Raw genomic sequence first — 26,025 nt, forward strand, 5'->3', positions numbered from 1 at the left:
AACGACATGAAAAACAGTATAAACACCCTGATTCTGGCCGGTATTGTTGGTCTGCTTGCTGCCTGTGGCGGCAAAACAGACGATAAGGCGCAGGCACCACCGCCACCTACTCCCGTTACGGCCATTAAGGCAACCAGGGGTAATGCTACCTACTATGATGAGTTCCCGGCCACAATAACGGCTCTGCTGGAAGTGGATATCCAACCACAGGTGGCTGGTAATATCACCGGTATATTCTTTCAGGACGGGCAGGTGGTTCGTAAAGGCCAAAAGCTCTACACAATTGATCCGCAGCAATACCGTGCGGGCTATGATCAGGCGGTAGCTAACCTGAATGTGCAGAAGGCTAATCTTAACCGTGCTCAGAAAGATGCTAACCGGTACAACACGCTGGCGCAACAGGACGCCATCGCCCGGCAGGTCGTTGACAATGCGGCGGCTACGCTCGAAGCCGCTCAGATGCAGGTTGCTGCCGCCGAAGCTAACATTCGGCAGGTCGCCACAAGCCTGAAATACACTACGATCTATTCGCCGCTCGACGGTACGATCGGGATCTCGCAGGTACGTCTTGGTGCTTCGGTAGCCCCTGGCTCTGTACCGCTAAACACAATTTCTTCCGATAATCCGATTGCCGCTGATATTCAAGCCGACGAAGCAACGATTGCGCGTTTCCTGGCTATTCAGAAACAACCCAACATCGCCCGCGACTCAGTGTTGACATTCGTACTGACCGATGGTACCGTATATAAGTATCCGGGTACGTTGCGTATTATCGACCGGGCTGTAGATCCGCAAACAGGTACGTTGCGCGTTCGGGTATCGTTTCCGAACCCAACCCGGCAGTTGAAGGTAGGTATCAACGGAAACATCCGCGTGAAGAACAACACCGGCCAGTCACAACTGCTGATTCCTTACCAGGCCGTGACCGAGCAAATGAGCGAGTACTTCGTGTTTGTGGTGGGCGACAGCAGCAAGGTGACTCAGAAAAAGCTGACGCTGGGTGCCCGCATCAATGATAAAGTGATTGTTAAATCCGGCCTCAACGAAGGCGAGATCGTAGTCACCGAAGGCACCCAGAAAATCCGGGAAGGAGCGAGGGTAAAGGCGTCAGTGAAATAGATGACAAACACTGGGCTTTGCCTGCGCACGTGCTTGTTCCGCCTAATCCGGGTACGTTGCTCGTTGCCGCAAATTACGCCGGGCCATGCCCGTGACAATAACTAAATAGCCTTGCCGGACGATTGCTCCGACAAGGTATCAATTGCACCGGTCAACGTTCGGTGAAACAAAAAAATCATGTTTGCAGACATATTCATAAACCGGCCCGTTACCGCCATTGTCGCCTCGATTGTCATTGTAGCGCTGGGCGTACTGGCCTTGCTTAGCCTTCCGGTCAGCCAGTACCCCGACATTACGCCTCCCGTGGTGCAGGTTACAGGTACGTATACCGGTGCCGATGCCCAAACTGTTGAGCAGACAGTAGCGACGCCCATTGAAACGCAGGTGAATGGTACACCCGGCATGGACTACGTGCAGACTAACGCTACCAATGACGGTCGCATGAGCATGAACGTGACCTTCAAGGTGGGCACCGACGTGAACATTGCGGCGCTCGACGTGCAGAACCGCGTAGGGATTGCCCAGCCACAGCTACCGCAGGAGGTAACGCGCCTGGGTGTAGTTGTACGGAAGCGGAATCCGTCACTGTTTATGCTGGTCGCAATCTATTCGCCTAAGGGCACGCACAACGTGTCGTTCCTCGATAACTATACCAATATATATATCCGCGATGCGCTGCTGCGGGTGCCTGGCGTAGGGGATATCTTCAGCCGGGCCGACGACTTCAGTATGCGTATCTGGCTCAAACCCGACCGACTGGCGCAACTGGGTATGACCCCCGATCAGGTGGTGGCGGCGTTGCAGGAGCAAAACTTACAGGTGGCCGGTGGTTCAGTCGGCGCTCCTCCGCAACCCGGTTCTCAGGCATTTGAATATTCCGTGTTTACCAACAGCCGGTTGAGTAAAGAAGAGGAGTTCCGCAAAATCATCGTTCGGAGCGATCCCGGTTCGGGCTCACTGGTTCGGCTGGAAGATGTGGCCCGGGTGCAACTGGGTAAGTTCTCGTATGCCAGCAACTCGTTTGTCGATGGAAAGCGGGCATCGTATCTGCTCGTATATCAGTTGCCGGGTAGTAACGCACTGGCTACAGCGAAAGGGGTGTACGCGGCGATGGATAACCTGAAAAAGACCTTTCCGAAAGACATTGAATATGTAGTGCCGTTTGAGTCGGTGTCAGTTATTCAGGTGTCGATTTCCGAAGTAGTAAAAACGCTGCTCGAGGCGCTGGTGCTGGTAATTCTGGTCGTATTCCTCTTTCTGCAAAGCTGGCGGGCTACGCTCATCACGTTGCTGGCTATTCCGGTATCGATCGTGGGTACGTTCGCTCTGTTTGTCCCGCTTGGCTTTACCATCAACACGTTGACGCTCTTTGCCTTCGTGTTGGCCATTGGTATTGTGGTCGATGATGCCATTGTGGTGGTAGAAGCCGTGCAGGTAAATCTCGACAAGGGGCAGTCGCCGAAAGAGGCTACCCGAGAGGCGATGCGTGAGATTTCGGCCCCCGTTATTGCTATTGCCCTGATTCTGGCGGCGGTATTCGTACCCGTTGGCTTTATTCCCGGCATCGTCGGACGATTGTACCAGCAGTTTGCCATTACCATTGCGGTATCGGTGCTGATCTCGGCGTTTGTGGCCCTGTCGCTCACGCCGGCGCTCTGTACGCTGATGCTGAAGCCGATGCATATCGATGAGAAATCGACTGGCCTGAACAAGTTCTTCTACAAGTTCAACCAATGGTTCGAGCGGGTTACCAACGCGTACTCGAATAGCGTAAACCGCCTGATCAAAGCCACCCCGCTTGTTATCGTAGGGTTAGTGGTACTCTATATAGGTACCGGGCTGCTATTCCGCGCCAAACCGACCGGCTTTATTCCAACGGAAGATGAAGGCCGGTTGATTGTCACCTACGAAATACCGGAGGCGGCTTCGACCACCCGAAGTCTGGAGGTGCTGAACCAGATCATGGACATTTTGAAGAAGCAGCCCTACGTGAATCACTTCGCCGCGTTGGGGGGCTTGAACGCCGTGACGTTTGCTTCGAAATCGAACAGCGGTACTGTATTTATGCAACTGAAGCCGTGGGAAGAACGAAAGGAACGAAACATGCAGGCCGATTCGCTGGTGGTGAAACTCCAACAGGCACTGGCTGGCCTGAATGACGCCCGACCGCAGGTGTTGCAACCGCCCGCCATCCCGGGTCTCGGACAGTCGTCGGGTTTCACGTTCGAAATTCAGCAGCGAGAAACCAACGACGACGTGCGGGCTTTCGACGGGGTAGTCCAGAATTTCATCGCCGAGGCCAGCAAGCGCCCCGAGATTGGTCGGATCTTCACCTACTTCACCGCCAAATCCCCAGCCTACCGGGTGGATGTCGACCGGGATAAGTGCAAAAAACTAGGCGTGTCGGTCAGTTCGGTTTACACAACCATGCAGACATTTCTGGGGAGCCAGTACGTAAATGACTTCATCATTTATGGACGTAAGTTTCGGGTGGTAGCGCAGGCCGACACCATGTACCGTACCGACATCAAGAATCTGGGTCAGTATTATGTCAGAAACCAGGCCGGGCAGTTGGTTCCGATGAGCGCGCTGATTCAAACCAGCGTGATTGAAAATGCCCCGCTGATCTCCCACTTTAACTTGTTCCGGTCGGTGGAACTGAACGGCGCGGCAAAACCTGGCTTTAGTAGCAGCCAGGCTAACGATGCGTTGCGCGAAGTGGCCGATAGGGTGTTGCCGACGGGATACGCCTACGATTTCTCGGGTTTAAGTCGCGAAGAGATCAACGCGGGGAGCAGTTCGATCTACATCTTCATGCTGTCGGTTGGTTTTGTGTTCTTGTTTCTGGCAGCGCTCTACGAAAGCTGGTCGGTGCCCTTCTCGGTACTATTATCGGTACCTATCGGTGCGTTAGGGGCTATTCTGGCGCTAACCTTATTTCCGTACCTGACCAACAACGTATACGCGCAAATTGGTCTGATTACGTTGATTGGTCTGGCGGCGAAAAACGCAATTTTGATTGTTGAATTTGCCAAAGAGCGTGTCGACAAAGGGGAGGAGCTACTCGAATCGACGCTGGAAGCGGTGCGGTTGCGGCTTCGCCCTATCCTGATGACCTCGCTGGCCTTTATTCTGGGGGTGTTCCCGCTGGCGCTGGCTACCGGCGCGGGTGGTGTAGCCCGGGCAACTATTGGGCGTACGGTGCTGGGTGGCATGCTGGCCGCTACCACGCTGGCAATTTTCGTGGTGCCCGTACTTTATATAGGAATCACCAGGCTGGCCTACGGCAAAAAGGGACTCGAGGCGCTCCGTAAACGCAAAGACGATTCGCCCGAAAAACCAGGTGACGAACCGCAGGTGGCCAACGCCTAACTGGAACGTACCTGAACGAGCAACGCCCGGCCACTGATAAAACAGGACCGGGCGTTGCTCGTTCAGGTACGTTCCAGTTAGGCGTTGGCCAGACAAGCGACATAGTCAGCCATAGGCCTTGGTCAGGAGTCTACCAGTTGAGCTGGCAGGCCGGTATTTGTGGCTCATTTGCGCTTCGTCGAAACCTATACCGATTGGGAAACATTATAGCTGTATGCTAACCAACGCACAGAAGATAAAGGCAAAGGCCCTCGAACTGGGATTCGACTTCTGTGGTATCGCGAAAGCCGATTTCCTGGCTGAAGAGGCCCCCCGGCTGGAAGCCTGGCTAACCCGCAACATGCATGGGCAGATGGGCTACATGGCCAACCATTTCGATAAACGGCTTGATCCCCGGCTGCTGGTCGACGATGCCAAATCGGTGGTATCGGTGCTGCTGAATTACTACCCTGGCGATGAGCCGGAGAATCGGCTGCCCGACGATGACGAACACCTTAAAGTCTCGAAATACGCCTACGGCACCGATTACCACTTTGTGCTGAAAGACAAGCTGAAAGACCTGCTCACGTTCATTCACACCGAGATTGGCGAAGTAGGGGGCCGGGCTTTTGTCGATTCCGCGCCCGTGATGGATAAAGCCTGGGCCGCTAAATCGGGGCTGGGTTGGGTAGGTAAGCACTCGAACCTGCTGAATCGGAAGATGGGCAGCTTCTTCTTCATCGGCGAACTGATCCTCGATCTGGAACTAGACCCCGATGGCCCCACCACTGATCATTGCGGTACCTGCACCCGCTGTATCGACGCTTGCCCGACCGATGCTATTGTAGCCCCCTATGTAGTAGACGGTAGCCGCTGTATTTCCTATTATACGATTGAGCTGAAAGAGGCCATTCCACAGGAAGTGAAAGGGAAATTCGACAACTGGGTTTTTGGCTGTGACATCTGTCAGGATGTTTGCCCCTGGAATCGCTTTGCCAAACCGCACAAGACGCCCGATTTTAAGTTGTCTCCTGAGTTGGCTACTATAAAAAAAAATGACTGGGAAGAAATCACCGAAGAGCTTTTCCGTGAGTTGTTTAGGCGATCTCCTCTGAAACGAACCAAACGCGACGGGCTAGTCAGAAATGCCCGTTTTATAAACAAATAATTGAACACACTAACCTTATTGTTATGTTTAGCTATAGTAACACTGCATTTATAACGTATTAGGCTCAGTGATACATTGGCTTTCCCAATATGACGCGCGATAGAATACAAACCGAGCAACGACTAATTGATGCGGTCCATGAATTAATAACCGAGGGTGGATTTGATAAAGTACGAATTAACCGAGTAGCCCAACGGGCTAAAGTCAACAAGATTTTGATTTACCGTTATTTTGGTGGATTAGAAGGCCTCGTTACGGCTTATTACGAAAAGTATAAACCGGTGATATTTGCTCCCCCTATTGATTATGATGAGTTGGTTGGCGTGTCGACAGATGATTTTTATACTGTTTGTCTGAACTACATACTGACTGAATTCCGTCTCCTACGGGCAAACCCCCAAGCAAAAGAATTTCTTCGAAACGACTTGTTAACTCATCAATCCGGCATGCTGAATCCATTTGTTGCTCAAAAAGAGGAGCAGCAGCGTACAATCATAGCCAGGTTAAGCGATCTTGTACAGAGCCCAGACAGTCGTGGTATTGCCGCTATCATGATGAGTGGAATGACCCAGTTGACGTTAATGGGGCAGGACAAACGAAAGACACTGGGTATTGATATAAGTACCGACGAAGGATGGGAGGAAATTGAGCGTGGGTTGAAACAAATTTTCTACGGACTTAGCCTCGCCGCCAAAGAACGCCTTGGCGACACACTGCCTGGTGCAGAAGCGTCAACCGATAGTCAGCAACCGGTGTAATGCATTGCCTACCTGCCAAACCTCCTCGAAGGTATTGTATAAGGGCGTGGGAGCCAGTCGAATACAGTTTGGTTCGCGCCAGTCGCCAATGATTCCTTCTTCGGTGAGTTGCCCGAATACTGTTTTTCCGTTCGACGGTATCAACAACGAGAGCTGACAACCGCGTTGAGCGGGGTCAGCGGGCGTGATGACACGTACCTGATCACCCACCAGGAAATGCAGGTAGGCGGTAAGTTGCTCGCTTTTTTGCCGTAGTGCTGCCATACCAGCACTGGCGGTAAGCTGAACGGCGGCATTGTGCACCGCCATAGCCAGCACAGTGGGCGTACTCACCTGCCACCCATCTGCCCCCGGCATAGGTACAAAACCTTTTGTCATCTCAAACCGGCGTGCCTGGTCGTAACCCCACCAGCCTGCCAGCCTGGGTACGTTGGCCGATGCATGATGTTTTTCGTGAACGAAGATGCCCGACACACCACCCGGTCCTGAGTTGAGGTATTTATAAGAACACCAAAAGGCAAAATCGACGCCCCAGTTATGCAGCTGGAGTGGTACGTTGCCTACTGCATGGGCCAGATCGAACCCCACGGGGACATTGTGGTGTTGCGCCAGTCGGGCAATAGTGGCCATGTCAAACAACTGACCTGTATAGTAATGGACGCCGCTAAGGAGTATTAAGGCTAGTTCATCTCCGTGAATAGTTATGGCGTCTAGTAGGTCGGCCATCTGCCAGGTTTCTTCTCCCTCTCGCGGACTCACCTCAATGAGTATCTCGGCCGGGTCGAGACCACGACTTCGAATGTGAGTTTCCAGCGCATACTGGTCAGACGGAAAATCGCCGCTGATGGTGAGCAGTTTGGTGCGTTTCGAGGTTTGGTCGGGCTGGTAGAAGGAGGTCAGCAGCAGGTGCATGTTGACGGTCAAGTTATTCATGGCGCACACCTCGGCTTCGGTACCGCCCACGATATGGGCCAGCGCGGGTTTACTGCGCTCATGAATAGCCAGCCACGGCTCGTTCTGTAGGGTGTCGTCGTGCTCGAACCAGCCTTCAACGGCCAGATTCTGCCAGATGGCCAACTCGTGGTCAAGCGCGGTGCGGGCCGCTTTGGGCTGCAGGCCAAGCGAATTACCGCAGAAATAAATGAGCGGCTGTCCGTTTCGTTGCGGAATATGGAACTGGTCGCGGTACGATCGGAGTGGATCTGCCTGATCGAGTTGCTGGGCGAAGGCGCGGTCGTTGATGAAGTTCATGCCGGAAAGTTAACGCAGAAATCAGGTCGAACTTTGTAATTTGGCCCTTTAGTCATTTAGTTAAGCTCCCATCCATCCTATTCACTTATGTATAAAGCCCTTGCGCTCCAGCTAACATGTCAAACCGTAAACAACGCTACCACCCGCGAAGAAGCCGAAGCGATCATGCTGGCCTCTATCGATCGAATTGATAAACAGATCGAAGCATCGATCAATTTTACTGGTCGTGATACGCTGCTGGTTGTTGTTCCTGAGTATTTCCTGACGGGTTTCCCAATGGGCGAAAGTCTGGTAGAGTGGCGCGATAAAGCGGCCCTCGAGCTCGATGGCCGTATTTACGAGGCACTAGGAGCAATGGTGCAAAAACACAAGATTTACTTTTCAGGTAATGCCTATGAGCAGGACCCCTTTTTCCCGGATCTGTATTTTCAGACCAGCTTCATCCTGAGCCCAAGTGGCGACGTTATTTTGCGCTACCGCCGCCTGAACTCGATGTACAGCCCTACGCCTCACGACGTTTGGGCGTATTACCTGGAAGCATATGGTTACGACGCCATCTTCCCCGTGGCTAAGACCAATATTGGTAACCTGGCCTGCATCGCTTCCGATGAAATTCTGTATCCGGAAGTAGCGCGTTGCCTGGCTATGCGTGGCGCCGAGGTATTTCTGCATTCGACTTCCGAGATTGGCAGCCCGATGCTGACTCAGAAGAACGTGGGTAAGATGGCCCGCGCCATCGAGAATATGGGCTACATTGTGTCGGCCAACTCCGCAGGGATGTCGGGTATTTCCATTCCTTTCGGCTCGTCCGATGCGGGCTCCAAAGTAGTTGATTACAAGGGGCTGGTGCTGGCCGAAGCGGGGTATGGCGAAAGCATGGTTGCCAACGCCGACATTGATCTCGCCGCTCTGCGTCAGTATCGCCAGCGCACGGGCCCCTCGAACCTGCTGTCGCGCCAACGCTTCGAGTTGTATGCCGATAGCTACGCCCAGCATAGTTATTATCCGCCCAATACCCTCCTGGCTGAGTCGCCGGAGCGAGGGATCTTCATTAAAAACCAGCAAGACGTCATTCGGCGATTGTATGAGGTGAAATGAGTTTGTGGTTTGCTGTTTGACGTTGCGCTGCTAATCCACGTATTTAGTGCGTTAGCGAAGCAACGTCAAACAGCAAACCTATTTCATTACTTCCAGTAATTCGGCGATCATCATAGCGGTGGCGCCCCAAACGCGGTGCCCCTCGATGTCGTAATAGGGGGCATCGACTGTAACGCCACGTACCTCGATCTGGCTGTCACCAACAATGGTTTTATCCAACAGCGTAGCCAGATTTACCTCGACAACGGCGTCTACTTCGCGTGGGTCAGGGTAAAAATCGGGACGGGCGTTGAGCATCCCCACCACAGGCTGTACGTAGAAATTGCTGGGAGGGATAAATAGCTCGGTCAGAAGCCCCAATACTGTCACATCCTGCACTTTGATACCAATTTCTTCCTGGGCTTCGCGTAGCGCCGTCTGCGTCAGGTCACGGTCGGTACGTTCTACGCGGCCACCCGGAAACGCCATCTGTCCGGCGTGCACACCATCGTATTGCGGGCGCAAAATGAGCGGTAGAAAGATCTGCTGCTGATAAGGGTAGAAAAGAATAAGTACTGCACTACGTCGGGTACGTTCATTGGGCTTGATACCCAGTTTAGTTCGGGCCGACGAGGCCATCAATCGGTGGGCGGCTTCACCCGGTAGGGGTTCCTGAAGGCGTTGACGAAGGTGATCGGTAAGTTCAACAAAAGGTGGATGAAGCATTCGGGTTGAACGGAAAGCCGTGTTTTCAGGCGGGTGGATGTAGCCTTTTCAAAGGTAACAATTCGTTTACAAACAGACGACGACACACCTCTAACGCACTCTATTATCTCTCTATTTTGTCCGATATTACTTCATGTGGCCCGCAAAAGCATTGAAAGACTATCCTTAACCGGTAATTACAAAGGAGCTGTTGCATGCCCCGGCTTTTCTAATCCAGGCTGCGTTAGTACCGTAAGCCGGCGAGCTCAATGCCTACCTTCAGTCCCCAGTAACTGTTTACTACCTGTGCTGAGCTGCTTGAGCCACCGAAATAAGAGGAGTACAGGTACGCATCAGTGGCTGGAACAAGATTATAATCGACGTTGAGGACAAGTCGCTTCAGCTTAACGCCACCTCTGATGACGGTGCCAATCACGCTTTTGCCAGTTTTATCACCATAGTAGGTGTACTGACTTGAACCTGACACGTTTGTGTATTCTAAAAAGTACAAGCCACAGCCAATTCCGAAAAACGGTCTCACAGTTTTACCATTAGCAGTGATGGCAGTCGTTAGCAGTAGCGATTGAGTAGCCTGGCTTTCGCCGGCATTTTGAGAATAACCCGGACTGATAGTGCCTCGTTTCATGGTAGCCGATTCGTACCGCAACCCAATATCGAGGTTTTTCCCCAAACCGAATTTAGGTTCAACCGCAACCAGAAAGCCCGATTCGCTCGCTACACCTGGAGGAATTCCTGCGCCTAAGGCAAAGTTCAGGTGAAAGTTTTTAATGGACTGACTATAGGTTGTGAGGGAAAGTAGAAGGGTGCATGCGGTAAAAAATATTTTCATAGTACGGTTGAAATGGTCGTTACAATTTCGGCTAAGATAAATAGTAGTATATCATACTTATAGTCTAAGGGCTGAATTAGTAGTATGCTATAATGGCGATGATAAGGACTTAAAATAGATAGCTACCGGCCCGGGAGGTGATTATTTTTATATTTTCAATAATTATTGAAAATATAAAAACTACGTGTACATTTGGCGTATGGAATTCGCGGAGGCAAAAGATAAATTCATTCAAACTTGGGGTACGTTGGCGACGCAGTGGGGTATTAACCGCACGATGGCGCAGATTCACGCCTTGCTGATGATTTCGCCGGAATCGCTGGATACCGATACGATCATGGCCGAATTGCAGATCTCGCGCGGGAATGCCAACATGAATATCCGCGATCTAATGGACTGGGGGCTGGTGTTTAAAAAATTGAAGAATGGAGAGCGACGGGAGTTTTTTTACGCCGAAAAAGACATTTGGAAAGTCGCAAGGCAGGTAGTGAAGGAACGCCGCCGCCGCGAGATAGCTCCAGTGCTGGAGGTACTGGACGAGTTAAAATCTATTCAGGTCGACTCACCAGAAGCTGTTGAGTTCACAAAAGTGATCAGCAATATCAGTCGGGTGGCCACGTTTGCAGATGCCACGGCCGGTGCTGCCCTCAAAGCGGAGGAGACTTGGTTACTAACGAATTTTGTGAAGTTGTTTTCCCGGTAAACGGGTCGAACTAGTTAGTGCAGGCCACAGACAGGTGGCTTTTTTAAAAGTAGTAATTTTCAAATATTTCTGAAAGTTTAGATAGTTAATCGTCATTGCCATGAACAAGGTTTTGCTTTACGACACCGATTGTCCGCTATGCCGGGCTTATACCAAGGGGTTGGTGATTGCAGGTACGTTGCCCGCCGACGCCCGTAAACCGAGTACGTACCTGACCAAAAAAGCACAAATTGATCAACTGGACCCCGTACGCCGGAGGCACGAAATTCCGCTGCTCGATCTGGAAACAGGCGAGGCCCAGTATGGTGTCGATGCCATTCTGACGGTAATGGGTGAGGCGTGGCCCCGTTTTACGCGGTTTGTCCGCAAAACGGTACTTTTCGAACTGGCCCGACGATTATACGCGTTCATCTCCTATAACCGGCGCATCCTGTTTCCCGTACCGGCCGAACGCTGGCATATCATGGATCTCACGCCCGATTTTAATGTGGCCTATCGAGTATTGTTTCTCCTGCTCGTTTATGCAGCAATAACCCTCGGATACCTGACAACCGCCAACCAGTTTGATCCACTAGTACTTGCTGCATTGGCTGGACAAATTGGGCTAACGTCGACCGTTATTACCCGGCACTCATCACAAGCCGCCTTCGCTAACATCCTGGACTATATTGGGCATTTAGGGGTAAGTATCCTGCTGGGTGTCTGCATCAACGCACTTGGCACGGCGCTCGACATACCTGCTCTCCTGTTGTTAGGCAATGCCGTCATGATCTGGCAACACCTCAAACGCCTGCGCGTCATGCAATTGCCTGATTACCTAACTATTCCGTTCGTTTTGTTTGTACTGCTTACGTAGCCTGTCAGACTAGCGGTGGACGCAACCAGCAATTCGAAGCTAGCTGACGACTATTGTTTGGCTTTGTCGTCTTTACCCCAATAGACTTTAAACGTACCGTTCTCGACTTTGATGTCGTCGGTTTTGTCGCCTTTGCGGGTGTTATCATGATCGTGCGGGTCACCTTTAACGAACATACCACCTCCGGCGGCCGTAATGGCCTTGTCTTCCAGATTCTGGCGCAGGCCAAAACCCGACAGCGTTGCCATGACCCGTTTCTTATACGTCTGCCCTTTCAAGGTACCTGAAAATGTGCCTTCAATGCTAGTGTCCGTCACCTTCGAGATCGTTACGGTTCCTTCATACGATTCGCCATCCTGAAAAGCGTGGCCCATGCCTTTGGTCTCTTCGGTATAGTCGAGTAGGGCGTATACGGCGTTGGTATTCGGATTATTTTTATCGAAGGTCGCCTTCACCGATTTGTCATTCTCGCCCAGAATGGGGTATGTACCTGGCTTGAGGTCGTTGAGGTAAAAAAAGCGAAGCCACAGTTGTACGTCGGGTTTCACGTTCATGCCCGCAATGGCCAGGTAACGCATCGATCCGGGTAATGGGAGCTTCAGTCGCTGACCACCGGCCTTAAATTCTTTACCGTTGATTGTCGCCGTAAACTGACTGGTTTGGGCGAATAGAGTAGTGTTAACCAGCAGGATAAATATGAGAGAATAACGAATACGCATAGCCGTACGGTTTAGTTATGCTGCAAGCTAACAAGCGTTCAAACAGTACGTTACTACCCGTTGTGTTTGCGGCAGGCTATTGAGCAACCGGTGGTCATTCGTCTCTTTTCTAATTTATCGCGGGGCAACCAGAAAGCCAATCAGCAACCGGTTCACCAGATCGGCCTCTTCATGTTGCACCCAATGCGTGGCTTCTTCCACAAAAACAAGTTTCCCCTGTGGGCAAAGGTCGATGCTGGGTTGCGCCATGTCCCGAATGAGAAAAGCGTCTTTGGCACCCCAGATCAATAGGGTTGGCACGGGTATCTGATCGGATGCTGGTAGGGGAGGGCGGCGCCGGGCAAAGGCGCGGTACCAGTTCACCATCGTTTTAAACGCGGTGTCGCCCGTGGGGCCGGTTTGCGCCCAGGCTTCCCGGTAAGCGGTCAGATCTGCGTCAGTAAATGTACCCGGACGGCTGGTACGTTGCAGGGCGCGGGTCATCAGCCACCAGTTGCCCCGTTTGGTAAGCCACTCAGGTAGCCAGGGAATCTGGAAAAATCCCGCATACCAGCTATGGAGCAACTGCCGTGGACTGAGGCGTAGAAAGCGGAGCATCACGGCGTAATGCGGCACGTTCAGGCACACGAGCCGGTGCAGGCGGTGGGGGTACGTTGCCCCCAGCCACCAGGCTACCACCGCCCCCCAGTCGTGCCCGATTACGGTGGCTTTCTCCCGCCCCGCGGCATCGATCAGGCCAATTACATCGGCGGTCAGCTTGTCGATGGTATAATTGGCAATGCCAACGGGTTTGCTGCTCAGGTTATAGCCGCGCTGATCGGGTGCCCATACCCGGAACCCCGCCCCGGCCAGCACCTCGATCTGCGCTCGCCAGCCGTACCAGAACTCCGGAAAGCCGTGCAGTAAAATCACCAGCGGCCCATCAGCCGGGCCTTGTTCCATAACGTGCAACCGAACACCATTGGTGTCGATGAATCGGGGAGTTGGCATAGGCAAAAAAGGATAATGGCAAACCGCTAGGCGTATAGGGCGGCCAGTTCGTTGGCGCAACGTTCGCCATCCATTGCCGCCGACACAATGCCTCCGGCGTAGCCTGCCCCTTCACCGCACGGAAACAACCCACGTACCTGAACGTGTTCGCACGTGGTCCGGTCACGGGGAATACGGACGGGGGAGGAAGTCCGGCTTTCGATGCCAATCAGTTGGGCCTCATTGCTAACGTACCCGCGCATTTTCTGGCCAAAATCGCGCAGGCCCTGCCGAAGCGGCTGCGCAATATGGGCGGGCAGTACGTCGCGCATATCCACAGAAACAAGACCGGGCTGGTAAGAGGTAGGCAGCAGCGAAGCAGATACCCGACCGTCGACAAAATCGGCCACGCGCTGGGCCGGGGCGCGTTGCGAAAGCGACCCGTCTGGCGCACTGGCCATGGTGCAGGCGCGTTGCTCTACCACCTGTTGCAGCACCAACCCAGCCAGTGGCCCGTGTTTGGCGTATGGTTTCAGGTCGGCATCAGTGATGGCGACAACCAAACCCGAGTTGGCAAATTTTGAGTCGCGACGTGAAGGTGACATGCCGTTGACCACTAATTCGCCGGGGGCTGTTGCCGAAGGCACAATAAAGCCGCCGGGACACATGCAGAACGAAAAAACGCCCCGCTCAACACCGCCAAATTTGGTTTGCGTAACCAGACTATACGAGGCGGCAGGCAGGTAGTCGCCGCGGCTGGGCGTATTGCCCAGGTGGTATTGCAGGTTATCGATCAGCGCTTGCTGGTGTTCGATACGTACCCCCATGGCAAAGGCTTTAGCCTCGATCAGCACGTCGCGTTCGTGAAGCAACTGGAACATGTCGCGGGCCGAATGGCCGGTTGCCAGTATGACCCCTATACCGGTAAACTCGCGACCATCGGCTGTCACGACCCCGCGCATTTGGTCCGTTCGGGTTGCCGCATCACCGACGCCTCGGTTGTCGAGAATCAGATCAGCCACTCTAGTATCGAAATGCACTTCACCACCGGCGTTCAGAATGCTGTCGCGCAGAGCGGTGACCACGCCGGGTAACTTGTTGGTACCGATGTGCGGATGGGCATCGACCAGAATCTGATCGGTTGCGCCGTGAGCCACGAAAATCTCCAGAATACGCCGTATATCGCCGCGCTTGCTCGACCGGGTATATAGTTTCCCATCGGAATAGGTACCGGCCCCGCCTTCGCCGAAGCAGTAATTCGATTCAGGATTAACGACGTGATCTTTGTTGATCGCCGCCAGGTCGCGCCGTCTGGCCCGTACATCCGATCCGCGTTCGATCACAATAGGTTTCAGCCCCAGTTCAATCAGCCGAAGGGCCGCGAATAGGCCCGCTGGCCCCGCCCCAACGATCACGACCGATTTGGCCCGGCTCACATCCGGGTACGTTAGACCGTGCCGGATCAGCGGTGGCGGTATTTCGCCCGCATACACATCGGCTTCAACATGCACTTTGGTTTGCCGCCCCCGCGAGTCGATAGATTGGCGGCGTTTGCGCACCACCACATCGGGTGCGTCGGGCAGGTGTAACTGATTGAGAACAAGGCGGCGGAATGCAGCCTCGTCGAGACCCTGTTCAGGCGACAGGGTGAGCGCAAGGGAATTAATCATGGGAAAGCTGGCCGGTGTTTATCCGGCAACGTATGGGCAAATTTACTGAAAAGGCAACAAACAAGTGCTTCTAACGGAGGGCATTACGCTGGTTATGACCTTATTTATTGGTATTCTGGCTGTCGCGGGTGTTCTTCTGTACGGCAATAGCAGCGAACAGGCTAAGCATAAATGACATGGCGTAGAAACCCTTTTCGCTCAGCGTCAATCCGGCATTCCACAGGCCCACGGTAAGCAGTAGAATGGCCAGCAATGTCGAGACCCAGCTAAGGCTGTAATAGAGGTTCGTCACAGGAATTCCCTCCTGGCGGTCGCGCACGCTCTTCTGCACCGAGATGGCTGAAAACAAACCGTACATCAGAATGGTGAAATAGTACCCTTTCTCATTCAGGGCCATTGTAGCATTCCAAAGGCCAATGTTGTACGCAACGGCACCAATAAGGAGGGCAGCCCAGGAAGCGGCAATGAAAGCGGCAGATGGCTGTGGGTTCATAGTCGTAGGCAGAGTGGCTGTTTGGGCGGGGAAGATACCAAAATTACTAGCTTTAGGCCAACAAGCGCTACCTTTTAGGCGTTACCCCGATATGCAAGCACAAACCGTCCCGACCTCGACCCGACAAAAAGCTGACTCGTTCGAGTCGCCTGATTTTTACCTGATCGATGATCTGCTCACGGCTGAACAAAAGCTGGTCCGTGCGGCCATGCGCGACTTTGTAAAACGCGAAATCACGCCTATTATCGACGATTATGCGCAGCGGGGTGAGTTTCCGGCACATATGATTCAGAAGTTTGCCCAGATTGGCGCGTTTGGCGCTACCATCCCGGGCGAATATGGCGGGGGCGGTCTGGATCATATCAGTTCAGGGTTAATGCTCCAGGAAATTGAACGGGGCGATTCGGGTATGCGCTCAACGGTGTCGGTACATAACTCACTGACGATGTACCCCATCCTCACCTTTGGGTCCGACGAGCAGAAGCAAAAGTACCTGCCCCGGTTGGCGAAGGGCGAACTGATTGGCTGTTTCGGTCTTACGGAAGCTAACTACGGATCGAACCCCGGTGGTATGCAAACCAACTTTATCGAGCGCAGTGATTATTACCTGCTCAATGGCTCGAAGCTCTGGATCACCAACGGCCCCATTGCCGATCTGGCCGTGGTTTGGGCTAAAAATGAGCAGGGGAAAATTAAAGGTTTGCTGCTTGAGAAGGGCATGGAAGGCTTCACGACCAATGAAATCGAGCGGAAATGGTCGTTGCGCGCCAGCCGTACCGGAGAACTGGTGTTCAATGATGTGAAGGTGCCCAAAAGCCAGATGCTGCCCGATGCCAGTGGTCTTCGCGCTCCACTCGACTGCCTCGATCAGGCCCGCTACGGCATTGCCTGGGGGGCTGTCGGCGCGGCGATGGACTGCTACGAAACCGCCCGCCGCTATGCCGGGGAGCGCATTCAGTTTGATAAGCCTATTGCCGGGTTTCAGCTGGTACAGAAGAAACTGGCCGAAATGCTGACCGATATTACTAAGGCTCAACTCGTCTGCTGGCGGCTGGGTACGTTGAAAAATGGTGGCTCGGCTACTACGGCGCAAATCTCGATGGCTAAGCGCGACAATGTGGCCATGGCGCTCCGGGTAGCCCGCGAATGCCGACAAATACTGGGCGGTATGGGCATCGTAGGTGATTACCCCATTATGCGGCACATGATGAATCTGGAGTCGGTGGTGACCTACGAAGGCACGCACGACATCCACCTGCTTATCATGGGGGCTGAAATCACAGGCGTTTCTGCGTTTAAGTAAGCGCCAGTTGGAGATTACTGCGCCAGCGTTGACTCAAACACGGGTTTAGCTGATCGGTTGGGATAGTACTTGTCGCGAATACCAAGGAAATAGCTTTCAATCGTATTCGTCATCCAGAAACCGAGCGAAATGCTAATGGTCGACGTCACCAAAAAGAGCACGTACTGGTTCATCGGCACGTACCTGGTCAGGTGGTCGATGAACAGCATATTGATGAACGGATGAACGATGTAAATGGAGTACGAACAATATCCAATTCGGCTGATTGAATTGACGATGAATGGTGTGAAAAACCGGTCGAGCTGCTGGTTGATACGCTCATAGGTAATAAACACAATCAGCAATAGGCCGAAGGTGAGGTAAAGCAGGGTGAAGCCGACCGTTTTTACGAAGAACGAGAAAACGGGATTGGTAAACGGCGTCCAACACAGCCCCACGAGCATCAGCAGCAGTAACACCCCCTTGTTGACTTTGGTGATAGTCAACAATCTTTCCTTTCTGAACTGGTATAGATACGAGATCAGCACACCCATTAGCAGCGAATCGATGCGCAGATGCGTCATCGTGAAATTCCTGGCAATTCGTAACTGGGCTACCCTGGAATCTGTGGATGAACCATCTAGTAAGTCCAGGTTACTGATCACACGAAGAAACAGGCAAAACACCATCAGCGACAAAATGATTGTCTCCAGCTGGCTAAGCCCCGTTGTTGCATCGTCGGTGTACAGGGTGAGTCTCTGATGTTTCAGACTGATCCAGAGCGCCAGAGCCAGACTGAAATAAAAGTGCTCTTCAACGGCCAGCGACCAGCTCGCCTCAAAGGCATATCCCCAACCCGACACATAATTCTGCATGAAGGTGAGGTCGCCGATTAGCCCGCTTATCGAAATGTCTCTGGTTAGCAGCAGCGGAACCAGGTAAAACGAATACATCAGGTAGTAGATCGGGTAAATTTTGAACCCCCGCCGAATTAGAAAGGTCTGCGGCTTGATATTGCCGTACTTCTTGTATTCCCTAAATAGGAGGCCCGATACCAGAAAACCACTCAGCACAAAAAACAAATCGACGCCTATCCACCCGATGCGGTCAGTAAAATCGAATAAATGGCAGTGTCTGAAAAGAACCAGAGAAATGGCAATTCCCCGCAAAAAGTCGATCTCTCTAAGCCTCTGAACTTTCATAGTAATTGATTGGTCCCACTTGCCAGTTGGACCGGTAAAGGCACGCACCTCGATGATAGTTGCCTGATCAAAGCTATTAACTACGGGTCAAAACTGAATAGAATCTTTCTGAATGGAGCAGAATGCCTTGCATCTGGCTGACGGGCGAAGTTGTCCCATAGCCAGGGGAGAAAAGGCTGGCAAAGGTACTACTACAACGCAGGTCGACGATTAGTTTTTTACAGCCTGTTTGCCGCTACCTCATCGAGCCATACATGGGCATCGGGTTGCGTCTGGAAAATACTGGCCGGACATTGTTCGGTGACGGGACCGATCAGGGCCTGCTGCATGATGGCTGTCTTGCGCGGTCCACTGGCTATCAGAATAGCCTCACTGGCTTCGGTAAGGTGTCGTAGACCAAGCGTAATACCTTTGGACAGTGGCGTTTCCTGCGTGAAGTATTTTTGCCCAACGGTCTTCGTTGACTCGGCTAGTTCAACTACATGGCAACCAAGCTGAAACGACGTACCCGGCTCGTTCAGGGCGATATGGCCGTTTTCGCCCACGCCCACCAGCAAGAGATCGAGCCCCCCGAATTCACGAATGACCGCGTCTACCCGTTGGCATTCGGCTTGCAGGTCGGCTGCTTTGGCGTTGAAATACGTGATCTGGTCGGGGCGGATTTGGGCGGGGGTAAACAGGTCGCGGTACAGAAAGTAGGCGCAGCTGCCTACATCACCGGGCCCGAAGCCAACCCATTCGTCCAGGCCAATGAAGTGGCACTGGCTCAGATCAAGTTCGCCGTTATGTACCTGTTCGGCCAACAGACGGTAGGTACCGGCTGGGGTGTCTCCAGAAGCCAGACAAAGTACGGCGGTGGGTTTTTGCCGAACGATGTTGGTAATATGCTGGGCGGCATGGGCTGAAAGTGCCGCGTAATCGGGGAAGGTGCGAAGATTCATACCCGCAAAAGAACAAACCATAGGCTGGTATCCTGTTCCGAACGCACTAATTCGCCGGGGACGTCCGTATTTTTGTCTGACTAACCCCCTATTAAACGGGATACAGACCATGCTTACACACCTTACGCCCGAGGGCAATCCATCGATGGTTGACGTCGGAACTAAATCCGTTTCGAAACGTATGGCAAAAGCCCGTAGCATTGTTACGCTGGGCGAGGTCATTTTGCAGCATCTGGAAGGGGGGGATATTCAAACGCGAAAAGGCCCCGTGTTCCAGACAGCGCGCATTGCCGGCACCATGGCCGCTAAACGAACCGACGATCTGATTCCGCTCTGTCATTCGCTGGGGCTCGATGGCTGTTCGTTCGACATTCGTACTCAGGGAGCCGACGTAATCATTGAGTGCACGGTATCAGTGGAAGGTAAAACGGGTGTGGAGATGGAAGCCCTGGTTGGTGCCTCAGTGGCAGCCCTTACCGTGTACGACATGTGCAAGGCCCTCTCGCACGATATTGTGATTCGCGAAACCCGGTTGCTGGAGAAAACCGGCGGTAAGCGCGATTTCCGGCATGAAGACTAGCCACCACGTGCCCAACACAACCATACCCGTGGTATATGGGCTGGTGCTGATGGGCGGGCAAAGTACACGGATGGGGCAGGATAAGTCGGCGCTCGACTACCACGGTAAACCCCAGCGCGAATACCTCACCGACCTGCTGATTCCCTTGTGCACTGCGGTCTATTGGTCTGTGAATGAAGTACAGGCCACTGCGCTGTCCTATACAAACAGGCTGGTCGACGCCTATCCGCAGACGGGCCCGCTGGGGGGCTTGCTGACAGCGTTTGAGACGTACCCGGACGTGGCCTGGCTTATTGTGCCCTGCGACCTGCCCCGACTGGACGCGGGTACATTAGAAATCCTGCTACAGCATAGGAACCCCGCCGCTATGGCTACTGCTTTCTGGGATGCTGACCATAGCGGTCCTGAACCATTGGTGAGTCTTTGGGAGCCTCAGGCCGGGCCTGTGCTGCATGCCTGGTTTCAGGCCGGAAACCGTAGCCCCCGCCGTTTCCTGTCAACGCATACAGCCACCCTCCTCGACGCACCCGATACCCGCGTATTTGAGAATGTAAATGACTGGACGGGCTATTTACAGGCTAGGTAATCCGGATGCGCCAGCTAAGTGCTGCTAAAAAGCGGTGAAGTCAGGCGTTATTCTTCTTCGGCCTTGCGGACGAGAATTTTGTCGATGCGGTTCTTGTCCATATCGATGATTTCGAAGATGAACGATTGCCAGCGGAAGGTTTCGCCTACTTTCGGAATATCCTTCAAAATATGGAGTGCAAACCCGCCAAGTGTGTCGAAATCGGTGAAGTCGCGTCGGGCTTGCACCGACAGCGTGATGTCGAAATGCGATAGAAAATCGTCGAATGGCAGCGATGCATCGATCAGGTAACTGCCATCTTCCCGTTGGTGGATGTCGTCGCTCAGCTCGCTGGTATCGGAAATGTCGCCCACTAGCGCGTCCAGAATATCGTTGAGCGTAACAATACCCAGCACGCCACCATACTCGTCTACGATGATGCCAACGTACTGGCGGCGTTCCCGGAAACGTTCGAGCACCTGATAGGCGCGGTTATTTTCGGGCAGAAACAGCACGTCGCGCTTCAGGTCATTGAGGCGGGTCAACTCCAGATCCAGGTCGGTGCCCAGAAAGTCTTTCGAATAAATCAGGCCAACCACTTCGTCAACGCTGCCGTTTACGAGCGGGTAAACGGCATGTCGGTACGTTAAGATTTGCTCCTTGTTCTCGGCGGGATCGGCTTCCAGATCGAGGTAGACAATGCTTTGTCGGTTAGTCATCAGCGACGTTATTTTTCGGTCGCCTAGCTGAAAAACGTTTTGCACAATTTCGTGCTCAATCTCTTCAATGGCACCGGCCGTGCTGCCTTCCTGAACCAGACTTTTGATTTCCTCTTCGGTGACAGCGCTCTCATTGGGCTTGATTCCCAGCAACTTAATCAATAAATCGCTGGAAATGGTAAGCAACGCAATGAATGGCGACGTGGCTTTTGAAAGCAGTTCCATAGGAGCGGCCATCGTCTTGGCAATTCCTTCCGGATTCGATAGACCAATGCGTTTGGGAACAAGTTCGCCCAAAACCAGCGACGTATAGGTCAGCGCCAGTAGCACACCCACTACGGCGATACTATGTGAATAAGGGGCGAGTACATCGACCTTGGCCACCCAGGCCTGAAAATCGGTCGTGATCTTGTCGCCCGAAAAAATACCGAGCAAAATGCCGATCAGCGTAATGCCAATCTGAACGGTCGAAAGAAAGCGGTTGGGGGAATTGGCCAGATCGAGCGCCGTTTGGGCTCGACGATCACCATTTTTGGCTGCGGTCTCCAACTTAGACCGGCGCGACGATACCAATGCGATTTCCGACATTGAAAAGATGCCGTTTAAAATCGTCAGCACCAGAATTATGAGTAGCTCCACGTAGTAGACAATTGTCCTGTTTGCAAAAATAGCAGAACTATTGAGGCCGCAAAAGGTAAAGGGTTCGCTATTTTTGCATGATTTTCGGGCTAAAAGACCCCTCTTTCGTTTTCCATGATCGTATTTATCGACGACCGCCCAGTGCGGCTCACGGGTTCAAAAAAAGGGGACAAACTCGCCCAGATAGCAGATTTTGACCGGGTTGTCGACGCCCGACTGGAGTCGCTCAAGGCCGAATCGCTCTATGGGCATCTCCTGCTGCTGAATGCAACTCCGGCAACATCAGAACGGCTGATTGGCCTCTTAGAAGAAGCAGATATCAGTGATCTGCTCTCGGTTACGCTGCAATGTTTGGACAAAGACGCCGTGGAAACGCGGATCAAGAGCTTATACAAAGTTGTAAAAGCAGGTGGTGGCGTGGTCACGCACGCAGGGCGCATGCTGCTGATTTTCCGACGTGGCGTATGGGATCTGCCCAAAGGGAAACTCGACGACGGTGAGTCATCGAAGGCTGGGGCGGTGCGTGAAGTAGAAGAAGAAACCGGCGCTGTTGTGTCGTTGGGCGAGAAAATCTGCACCACGTATCATACCTATACCATGAACGGGAGTCGGATTCTGAAGCGCACCAAGTGGTACCACATGACCCTGGTCGATGATGCTAAATTAGCTCCGCAAGCTGAAGAAAATATTGAGAAGGTAGCTTTCATGGAGCCTAAACAGGCGCAAGTCGCGCTGGCCGGTTCATTCAGCTCCATCCGACATGTTGTTGAGCAGGCGCTGCTAGCCAAACAGCCCAAGGCGTAAGTTGCCACCAGGGGATTTTACCTCGAATAGCTATTAGTATTCCCCACAAAGCCTCCATGATGGAGGCTTTGTGGGGAGTGGTTTTGACGTTTACTCGCCCAGCAGGGCCGTAAACTCAATCTCAACCAGGTATTCGGGCGCTACCAGCTGGCTAATACCGTACATGCCGGTAGTGGGTTTTATCTGGCTGAAGAACTGCCCGTGTCCTCGCGCAATATCCTCAAATCGGCTAATGTCGGTGGTGAAGATGCGGGTACGTACTACATGCTCCAGACTGGCGCCGGCTTCCTCAAGTACCTTGCCAATGCGTTCAATGATATTTACGGTCTGCGCGTAGGCATCGTCGGCTTTCACGGTTTCGCCGTCTACAATGGCTACCGTTCCAGATACTTCGATTAGGTTGCCCACGCGAATTGCCCGGCAATACCCAACTTTGTCTTCCCAGGGCGAACCCGATAAAATAGTTTGTTTTGTCATGATTTACAATACGAAAGCGCCAAAGATAGGGTCGTCAGTTGGGTGCTAAAAGTCGTCAGTTCGTTTGGGTACGTTGTTTCCTTACCGGCAACCGGGAAAACTTCCCTATTTTTGAGCCAAACACCTGCTTGTCGTATGGCCAGTACTGCCCGACCCCTTTACCAGCAACTCAGCCGTAACATCACCGCCTACCCGCCCGAAGAAGCGCGGGAGATGGCGTTTATGCTCCTCGATCATTATTTCGGTCTCCGTAAAGCCGATGTGCTGGCCGACCGTGCGCTGCCCACCAATCGTACCGAACCTGATTGGTTCAGAATCATCGAACGGCTGAACCGGCAGGAGCCTATTCAGCACGTGATCGGTACTACGATCTTCTGCGGCCTTGAGTTCGAAGTGTCGTCGGACGTGCTCATTCCCCGACCTGAAACCGAAGACCTTATCCGCCTCATCATGCATGACTTTGCCGATATGACTGAGCGCCCGGTGCGAGTGATTGACATCGGAACGGGCAGTGGCTGTCTGGCGGTAACGCTGGCCCGCTTCCTGCCTCAGTCTGACGTAACGGGCTGGGATGTATCGGAAGATGCCTTGTCGACAGCCCGCCGTAATGCGGAGACGTTGCAGGCCGAGGTTAATTTTGAAATTCAGGACATCCTGAACGTACCTGATAGCGTGGTCGACCTGTTCGATTGTGTGGTGAGCAACCCACCCTACGTGACCCGGTCCGAAGCCGCGCTAATGGATCGTAATGTGCTCGACTATGAGCCAGATGTGGCCTTATTTGTCGATGATGCTGATCCGCTTATTTTCTATAAGGCGGTCGCTGATTTTGCTGCTACGCATTTGTCGGAAACCGGTATCTGCTACGTAGAAATCAACGAGCGATTCGGCGAGGCAACCAAGGCGGTTTTCGACGAGCGAGGGTTCACCAGCGTGCAGGTGTATAAGGACATTCACGGCAAAGACCGCAGCGTACGGGCGGCTAAGAAATAGTTTCAGGTGTCAAGTGCTCCACTGAGTTAGACTTTGGTGGCACCTGAAACTTGAAACCTGAAACATCTCTCAAGTGAACTACCATTCTCAAATCAGTCTGGCGCGTACCGAAATTGGTAAAGTCGTTGTGGGGCAGGATGGCCTCGTAAATCGGCTGCTGATTGGGCTATTTACGGGCGGGCACATTCTGCTGGAAGGTGTACCGGGTCTGGCTAAAACGTTGACGATCAACACTCTGGCCAAAGTGCTTCAGCTTGATTTTCAGCGTATTCAGTTCACGCCCGACCTGCTGCCCGCTGACCTGATCGGCACCATGATCTTTAATCAGCGCACGTCTGATTTCGAAGTGAAGCAGGGCCCTGTATTTGCCAACCTGATTCTGGCCGACGAGATCAACCGGTCACCTGCCAAGGTGCAATCGGCGTTGCTGGAGGCGATGCAGGAAAAGCAGGTGACCATCGGTGAGGAGACCTTCATTCTCGACCGCCCTTTTCTGGTACTGGCCACCCAGAACCCGGTAGAGCAGGAGGGAACGTACCCACTACCCGAAGCTCAGGTCGATCGGTTTATGATGAAAGTCTTTGTCGACTACTTGAGCAAAGACGATGAGCTGGAAGTGATGCGGCGCATGTCAAATATGAATTTCGATTACGAAGTGCAGCCCATTCTGGATAAGGAGGATGTGTTCGCCATTCGAGACGAGATTAACCGGGTAAATATCTCCGAATCGCTGGAGCGGTACATCATTGAACTGGTGTTTGCTACTCGCCGCCCGCTCGAATACGGCTTGCGCGACGAAGCTCGTTACATCCAATATGGTGTATCGCCCCGTGCCAGTATCCACCTGAACCTTGCTGCCAAGGCAGTGGCTTACTTCGATCAGCGCGATTACGTCTTGCCCGAAGACATAAAAGAAGTTTGCCCTGATGTGTTCAACCATCGGGTGCTCCTCAATTATGAGGCCGAAGCAGATGGCATCACCTCGCTACAGGTAATCGACTCTATTCTCAGAAAAGTGGCGATTGGGTAATCTGTCGTTACTGGCAATTAACCTGCTTTTCCCATACGCTCTTAGCTGACTCCTGCGCGCCAAGGTTGCGTTTGAAACGCATCAGGCCTGGTTTAGGTTGTTGATGCTCATCGACTGCAATTCCCAGATCAAGTAGCGTAATCCTTTCTTGCTGGCAATAGGCATATAAACCGTCTGTTAGCAATACGGTTGGGCTATAAGCCCGGTAGGCCAGATTGTCGGCAGGGAGAAAATTATAGAGGATATCCTGACGTACCCGAACAGCTACGGTCAAAGACACCACGGTCGTTTTATCGCGCACCACCAACACGGGATATTGATCGGGAAAATGCCGCATCAGGTGAGCGAGTCGCGCTGGATCAATGCTGAGCGGATAACCCTGCTGCTGGCGGCTATGCCGGATAAACCGGACCACTGAATCAATTGGTGGGTTAATCCAGGTGGTAACGTCGAAATTGGCACGCTGGCATTTGAGCAGTCGCCGCCGCTCTGATGCATGCAGCTGTTCAATAAGTGGTGTCGGGCTTATGGTGAGGTGGTAATTGGCAAACTGGTTAATAAGCCGGTATCCCCTCCGGTGCAGTTCACCTGCTAACCGCCGTGCCTGCTGGGGGGCATAACAGCCAGGATAATTGATCAGGCGTATACTGGGTAACCCCATGCGTCGAACCCCTTCTTCCAGTGCATCCAGCAGGTCAGCCAGAGCGTGGCTGGGTAGTGAACTGATGAATTCAATTGACCCGAATGGGGCAAGTTTGGGGCTGACAGCCAGCTGCTTATCGAAAAAAAGGGCACAGCGCGCATCTACCTGCCGTGTCTGCATATTTAGTGCCGTCAGTAACTGATAGACACCGCTATCCTGCTGGCGTAGTTGAGCCTCTTCGTTGAAGAAAAAGCCCGGTTCACTAAAGATCGGGACTGGCGTTGATGGGTCAGGATGATACGTATGAATCTGATACATGACTTAGGAATGCCAGCAAATATAAGTCGTTTACTACTAACTTTTTAGCGCGTATAAATAAGGTATAATTACTAACAATAAATCTACTTTATGGGAAATAAAATGCAGTTATGACTCTGGCACGGTTTTAGTTAATTTCAGTT

25 protein-coding genes are annotated in these 26,025 nt (G+C 52.8%); 13 read left to right on the forward strand and 12 right to left on the reverse strand.

Annotated elements, in window-relative coordinates; translation table 11 throughout:
• Positions 1-6: 6 nt before the first annotated feature.
• From F7231_RS03455 to F7231_RS03470, 4 genes are all read left to right on the forward strand, one after another.
• A complete protein-coding gene (locus F7231_RS03455; protein WP_166690901.1) occupies positions 7-1,119 on the forward strand; it encodes an efflux RND transporter periplasmic adaptor subunit in 1,113 nt (370 codons plus the stop codon).
• A 177-nt stretch (positions 1,120-1,296) separates the two neighbouring features.
• The gene (locus tag F7231_RS03460) at positions 1,297-4,491 is read left to right on the forward strand and encodes an efflux RND transporter permease subunit (protein WP_085414678.1); all 3,195 of its coding nucleotides are present in this window, start codon (positions 1,297-1,299) and stop codon (positions 4,489-4,491) included.
• Between the two features lie 214 nt (positions 4,492-4,705).
• The gene (gene queG / locus F7231_RS03465; protein WP_166690902.1) at positions 4,706-5,638 is read left to right on the forward strand and encodes a tRNA epoxyqueuosine(34) reductase QueG; all 933 of its coding nucleotides are present in this window, start codon (positions 4,706-4,708) and stop codon (positions 5,636-5,638) included.
• An 89-nt stretch (positions 5,639-5,727) separates the two neighbouring features.
• Positions 5,728-6,396, forward strand: coding sequence for a TetR/AcrR family transcriptional regulator (locus F7231_RS03470; RefSeq protein WP_085414676.1), 669 nt, complete (start codon positions 5,728-5,730; stop codon positions 6,394-6,396).
• Here the strand turns inward: F7231_RS03470 and kynU are convergent.
• On the reverse strand, positions 6,370-7,647 hold the full coding sequence (gene kynU, locus F7231_RS03475; RefSeq protein WP_085414675.1) for a kynureninase: 1,278 nt from the start codon (positions 7,645-7,647) through the stop codon (positions 6,370-6,372). The two genes, F7231_RS03470 and kynU, sit on opposite strands and share 27 nt — an antisense overlap.
• A gap of 87 nt (positions 7,648-7,734) precedes the next feature.
• Between kynU and F7231_RS03480 the strand changes: the two genes are divergently transcribed.
• Complete coding sequence (locus F7231_RS03480) at positions 7,735-8,745, forward strand: nitrilase-related carbon-nitrogen hydrolase (RefSeq protein WP_085414674.1); 1,011 nt, start codon at positions 7,735-7,737, stop codon at positions 8,743-8,745.
• Positions 8,746-8,823: 78 nt separating this feature from the next.
• Here the strand turns inward: F7231_RS03480 and F7231_RS03485 are convergent, their stop codons facing one another.
• A complete protein-coding gene (locus tag F7231_RS03485; protein WP_085414673.1) occupies positions 8,824-9,450 on the reverse strand; it encodes an NUDIX hydrolase in 627 nt (208 codons plus the stop codon).
• 223 nt (positions 9,451-9,673) lie between these two features.
• The gene (locus F7231_RS03490) at positions 9,674-10,279 is read right to left on the reverse strand and encodes a hypothetical protein (RefSeq protein ID WP_166690903.1); all 606 of its coding nucleotides are present in this window, start codon (positions 10,277-10,279) and stop codon (positions 9,674-9,676) included.
• A 199-nt stretch (positions 10,280-10,478) separates the two neighbouring features.
• On the opposite strand from F7231_RS03490, the gene F7231_RS03495 reads away from it, so the two are divergent.
• Both F7231_RS03495 and F7231_RS03500 read left to right on the forward strand, forming a co-directional pair.
• Entirely contained in the window at positions 10,479-10,982 is a 504-nt protein-coding gene (locus F7231_RS03495; protein WP_085414671.1) for a GbsR/MarR family transcriptional regulator, read from the forward strand.
• Positions 10,983-11,082: 100 nt separating this feature from the next.
• The gene (locus tag F7231_RS03500) at positions 11,083-11,838 is read left to right on the forward strand and encodes a thiol-disulfide oxidoreductase DCC family protein (RefSeq protein WP_166690904.1); all 756 of its coding nucleotides are present in this window, start codon (positions 11,083-11,085) and stop codon (positions 11,836-11,838) included.
• 50 nt (positions 11,839-11,888) lie between these two features.
• On the opposite strand, the gene F7231_RS03505 is transcribed toward F7231_RS03500, so the two are convergent.
• The 4 genes from F7231_RS03505 to yiaA form a co-directional block, all read right to left on the reverse strand.
• Positions 11,889-12,557 (reverse strand): hypothetical protein, encoded by a 669-nt coding sequence (locus tag F7231_RS03505; RefSeq protein WP_166690905.1) that lies wholly within the window; start codon positions 12,555-12,557, stop codon positions 11,889-11,891.
• Between the two features lie 114 nt (positions 12,558-12,671).
• Positions 12,672-13,547, reverse strand: a complete 876-nt coding sequence (locus tag F7231_RS03510; RefSeq protein WP_166690906.1) for an alpha/beta fold hydrolase — start codon at positions 13,545-13,547, stop codon at positions 12,672-12,674.
• Between the two features lie 26 nt (positions 13,548-13,573).
• Positions 13,574-15,196, reverse strand: coding sequence for an NAD(P)/FAD-dependent oxidoreductase (locus F7231_RS03515; protein ID WP_166690907.1), 1,623 nt, complete (start codon positions 15,194-15,196; stop codon positions 13,574-13,576).
• A gap of 100 nt (positions 15,197-15,296) precedes the next feature.
• Positions 15,297-15,689: an inner membrane protein YiaA gene (gene yiaA / locus F7231_RS03520; protein ID WP_085414666.1), complete on the reverse strand. Its 393-nt coding sequence runs from the start codon at positions 15,687-15,689 to the stop codon at positions 15,297-15,299.
• Positions 15,690-15,780: 91 nt separating this feature from the next.
• On the opposite strand from yiaA, the gene F7231_RS03525 reads away from it, so the two are divergent.
• Complete coding sequence (locus tag F7231_RS03525; RefSeq protein ID WP_085414665.1) at positions 15,781-16,992, forward strand: acyl-CoA dehydrogenase family protein; 1,212 nt, start codon at positions 15,781-15,783, stop codon at positions 16,990-16,992.
• Between the two features lie 14 nt (positions 16,993-17,006).
• On the opposite strand, the gene F7231_RS03530 is transcribed toward F7231_RS03525, so the two are convergent.
• Both F7231_RS03530 and F7231_RS03535 read right to left on the reverse strand, forming a co-directional pair.
• Positions 17,007-18,173: an acyltransferase family protein gene (locus F7231_RS03530; protein WP_166690908.1), complete on the reverse strand. Its 1,167-nt coding sequence runs from the start codon at positions 18,171-18,173 to the stop codon at positions 17,007-17,009.
• Positions 18,174-18,391: 218 nt separating this feature from the next.
• Positions 18,392-19,114, reverse strand: coding sequence for a glucosamine-6-phosphate deaminase (locus F7231_RS03535; protein ID WP_166690909.1), 723 nt, complete (start codon positions 19,112-19,114; stop codon positions 18,392-18,394).
• A 109-nt stretch (positions 19,115-19,223) separates the two neighbouring features.
• On the opposite strand from F7231_RS03535, the gene moaC reads away from it, so the two are divergent.
• A complete protein-coding gene (moaC, locus tag F7231_RS03540; protein ID WP_085414662.1) occupies positions 19,224-19,694 on the forward strand; it encodes a cyclic pyranopterin monophosphate synthase MoaC in 471 nt (156 codons plus the stop codon).
• Positions 19,684-20,280 carry a molybdenum cofactor guanylyltransferase gene (gene mobA / locus F7231_RS03545; protein ID WP_229369564.1) on the forward strand — a complete coding sequence of 199 codons (597 nt, stop codon included), beginning with the start codon at positions 19,684-19,686 and terminating at the stop codon, positions 20,278-20,280. Before moaC ends, mobA begins: the two co-directional genes overlap by 11 nt.
• Before the next feature lie 47 nt (positions 20,281-20,327).
• Here mobA and F7231_RS03550 read toward each other — a convergent pair whose 3' ends face one another.
• Positions 20,328-21,617, reverse strand: coding sequence for a hemolysin family protein (locus F7231_RS03550; protein ID WP_166690910.1), 1,290 nt, complete (start codon positions 21,615-21,617; stop codon positions 20,328-20,330).
• A 114-nt stretch (positions 21,618-21,731) separates the two neighbouring features.
• On the opposite strand from F7231_RS03550, the gene F7231_RS03555 reads away from it, so the two are divergent.
• The gene (locus F7231_RS03555; protein ID WP_085414659.1) at positions 21,732-22,421 is read left to right on the forward strand and encodes an NUDIX hydrolase; all 690 of its coding nucleotides are present in this window, start codon (positions 21,732-21,734) and stop codon (positions 22,419-22,421) included.
• Between the two features lie 90 nt (positions 22,422-22,511).
• On the opposite strand, the gene F7231_RS03560 is transcribed toward F7231_RS03555, so the two are convergent.
• On the reverse strand, positions 22,512-22,898 hold the full coding sequence (locus F7231_RS03560; RefSeq protein WP_085414658.1) for a RidA family protein: 387 nt from the start codon (positions 22,896-22,898) through the stop codon (positions 22,512-22,514).
• A gap of 135 nt (positions 22,899-23,033) precedes the next feature.
• Between F7231_RS03560 and prmC the strand changes: the two genes are divergently transcribed.
• Together prmC and F7231_RS03570 are read left to right on the forward strand one after the other, a co-directional pair.
• Positions 23,034-23,891: a peptide chain release factor N(5)-glutamine methyltransferase gene (prmC, locus tag F7231_RS03565; RefSeq protein ID WP_085414657.1), complete on the forward strand. Its 858-nt coding sequence runs from the start codon at positions 23,034-23,036 to the stop codon at positions 23,889-23,891.
• Between the two features lie 73 nt (positions 23,892-23,964).
• Positions 23,965-24,921, forward strand: coding sequence for an AAA family ATPase (locus F7231_RS03570; protein WP_229364976.1), 957 nt, complete (start codon positions 23,965-23,967; stop codon positions 24,919-24,921).
• A 7-nt stretch (positions 24,922-24,928) separates the two neighbouring features.
• Here the strand turns inward: F7231_RS03570 and F7231_RS03575 are convergent, their stop codons facing one another.
• The gene (locus tag F7231_RS03575; protein ID WP_166690911.1) at positions 24,929-25,882 is read right to left on the reverse strand and encodes a GNAT family N-acetyltransferase; all 954 of its coding nucleotides are present in this window, start codon (positions 25,880-25,882) and stop codon (positions 24,929-24,931) included.
• Positions 25,883-26,025: the final 143 nt, after the last annotated feature.

The organism is Fibrivirga algicola, assembly GCF_011742925.1.
Taxonomy (GTDB): Bacteria; Bacteroidota; Bacteroidia; order Cytophagales; family Spirosomataceae; genus Fibrella; species Fibrella algicola.

Bases quoted from the DNA above. Each gene is read 5' to 3' on its own strand.
- F7231_RS03455 (WP_166690901.1), top strand. From the start codon at position 7: ATGAAAAACAGTATAAACACCCTGATTCTGGCCGGTATTGTTGGTCTG.
- F7231_RS03460 (WP_085414678.1), top strand. From the start codon at position 1,297: ATGTTTGCAGACATATTCATAAACCGGCCCGTTACCGCCATTGTCGCC.
- queG (WP_166690902.1), top strand. From the start codon at position 4,706: ATGCTAACCAACGCACAGAAGATAAAGGCAAAGGCCCTCGAACTGGGA.
- F7231_RS03470 (WP_085414676.1), top strand. From the start codon at position 5,728: ATGACGCGCGATAGAATACAAACCGAGCAACGACTAATTGATGCGGTC.
- kynU (WP_085414675.1), bottom strand. From the start codon at position 7,647: ATGAACTTCATCAACGACCGCGCCTTCGCCCAGCAACTCGATCAGGCA.
- F7231_RS03480 (WP_085414674.1), top strand. From the start codon at position 7,735: ATGTATAAAGCCCTTGCGCTCCAGCTAACATGTCAAACCGTAAACAAC.
- F7231_RS03485 (WP_085414673.1), bottom strand. From the start codon at position 9,450: ATGCTTCATCCACCTTTTGTTGAACTTACCGATCACCTTCGTCAACGC.
- F7231_RS03490 (WP_166690903.1), bottom strand. From the start codon at position 10,279: ATGAAAATATTTTTTACCGCATGCACCCTTCTACTTTCCCTCACAACC.
- F7231_RS03495 (WP_085414671.1), top strand. From the start codon at position 10,479: ATGGAATTCGCGGAGGCAAAAGATAAATTCATTCAAACTTGGGGTACG.
- F7231_RS03500 (WP_166690904.1), top strand. From the start codon at position 11,083: ATGAACAAGGTTTTGCTTTACGACACCGATTGTCCGCTATGCCGGGCT.
- F7231_RS03505 (WP_166690905.1), bottom strand. From the start codon at position 12,557: ATGCGTATTCGTTATTCTCTCATATTTATCCTGCTGGTTAACACTACT.
- F7231_RS03510 (WP_166690906.1), bottom strand. From the start codon at position 13,547: ATGCCAACTCCCCGATTCATCGACACCAATGGTGTTCGGTTGCACGTT.
- F7231_RS03515 (WP_166690907.1), bottom strand. From the start codon at position 15,196: ATGATTAATTCCCTTGCGCTCACCCTGTCGCCTGAACAGGGTCTCGAC.
- yiaA (WP_085414666.1), bottom strand. From the start codon at position 15,689: ATGAACCCACAGCCATCTGCCGCTTTCATTGCCGCTTCCTGGGCTGCC.
- F7231_RS03525 (WP_085414665.1), top strand. From the start codon at position 15,781: ATGCAAGCACAAACCGTCCCGACCTCGACCCGACAAAAAGCTGACTCG.
- F7231_RS03530 (WP_166690908.1), bottom strand. From the start codon at position 18,173: ATGAAAGTTCAGAGGCTTAGAGAGATCGACTTTTTGCGGGGAATTGCC.
- F7231_RS03535 (WP_166690909.1), bottom strand. From the start codon at position 19,114: ATGAATCTTCGCACCTTCCCCGATTACGCGGCACTTTCAGCCCATGCC.
- moaC (WP_085414662.1), top strand. From the start codon at position 19,224: ATGCTTACACACCTTACGCCCGAGGGCAATCCATCGATGGTTGACGTC.
- mobA (WP_229369564.1), top strand. From the start codon at position 19,684: ATGAAGACTAGCCACCACGTGCCCAACACAACCATACCCGTGGTATAT.
- F7231_RS03555 (WP_085414659.1), top strand. From the start codon at position 21,732: ATGATCGTATTTATCGACGACCGCCCAGTGCGGCTCACGGGTTCAAAA.
- F7231_RS03560 (WP_085414658.1), bottom strand. From the start codon at position 22,898: ATGACAAAACAAACTATTTTATCGGGTTCGCCCTGGGAAGACAAAGTT.
- prmC (WP_085414657.1), top strand. From the start codon at position 23,034: ATGGCCAGTACTGCCCGACCCCTTTACCAGCAACTCAGCCGTAACATC.
- F7231_RS03575 (WP_166690911.1), bottom strand. From the start codon at position 25,882: ATGTATCAGATTCATACGTATCATCCTGACCCATCAACGCCAGTCCCG.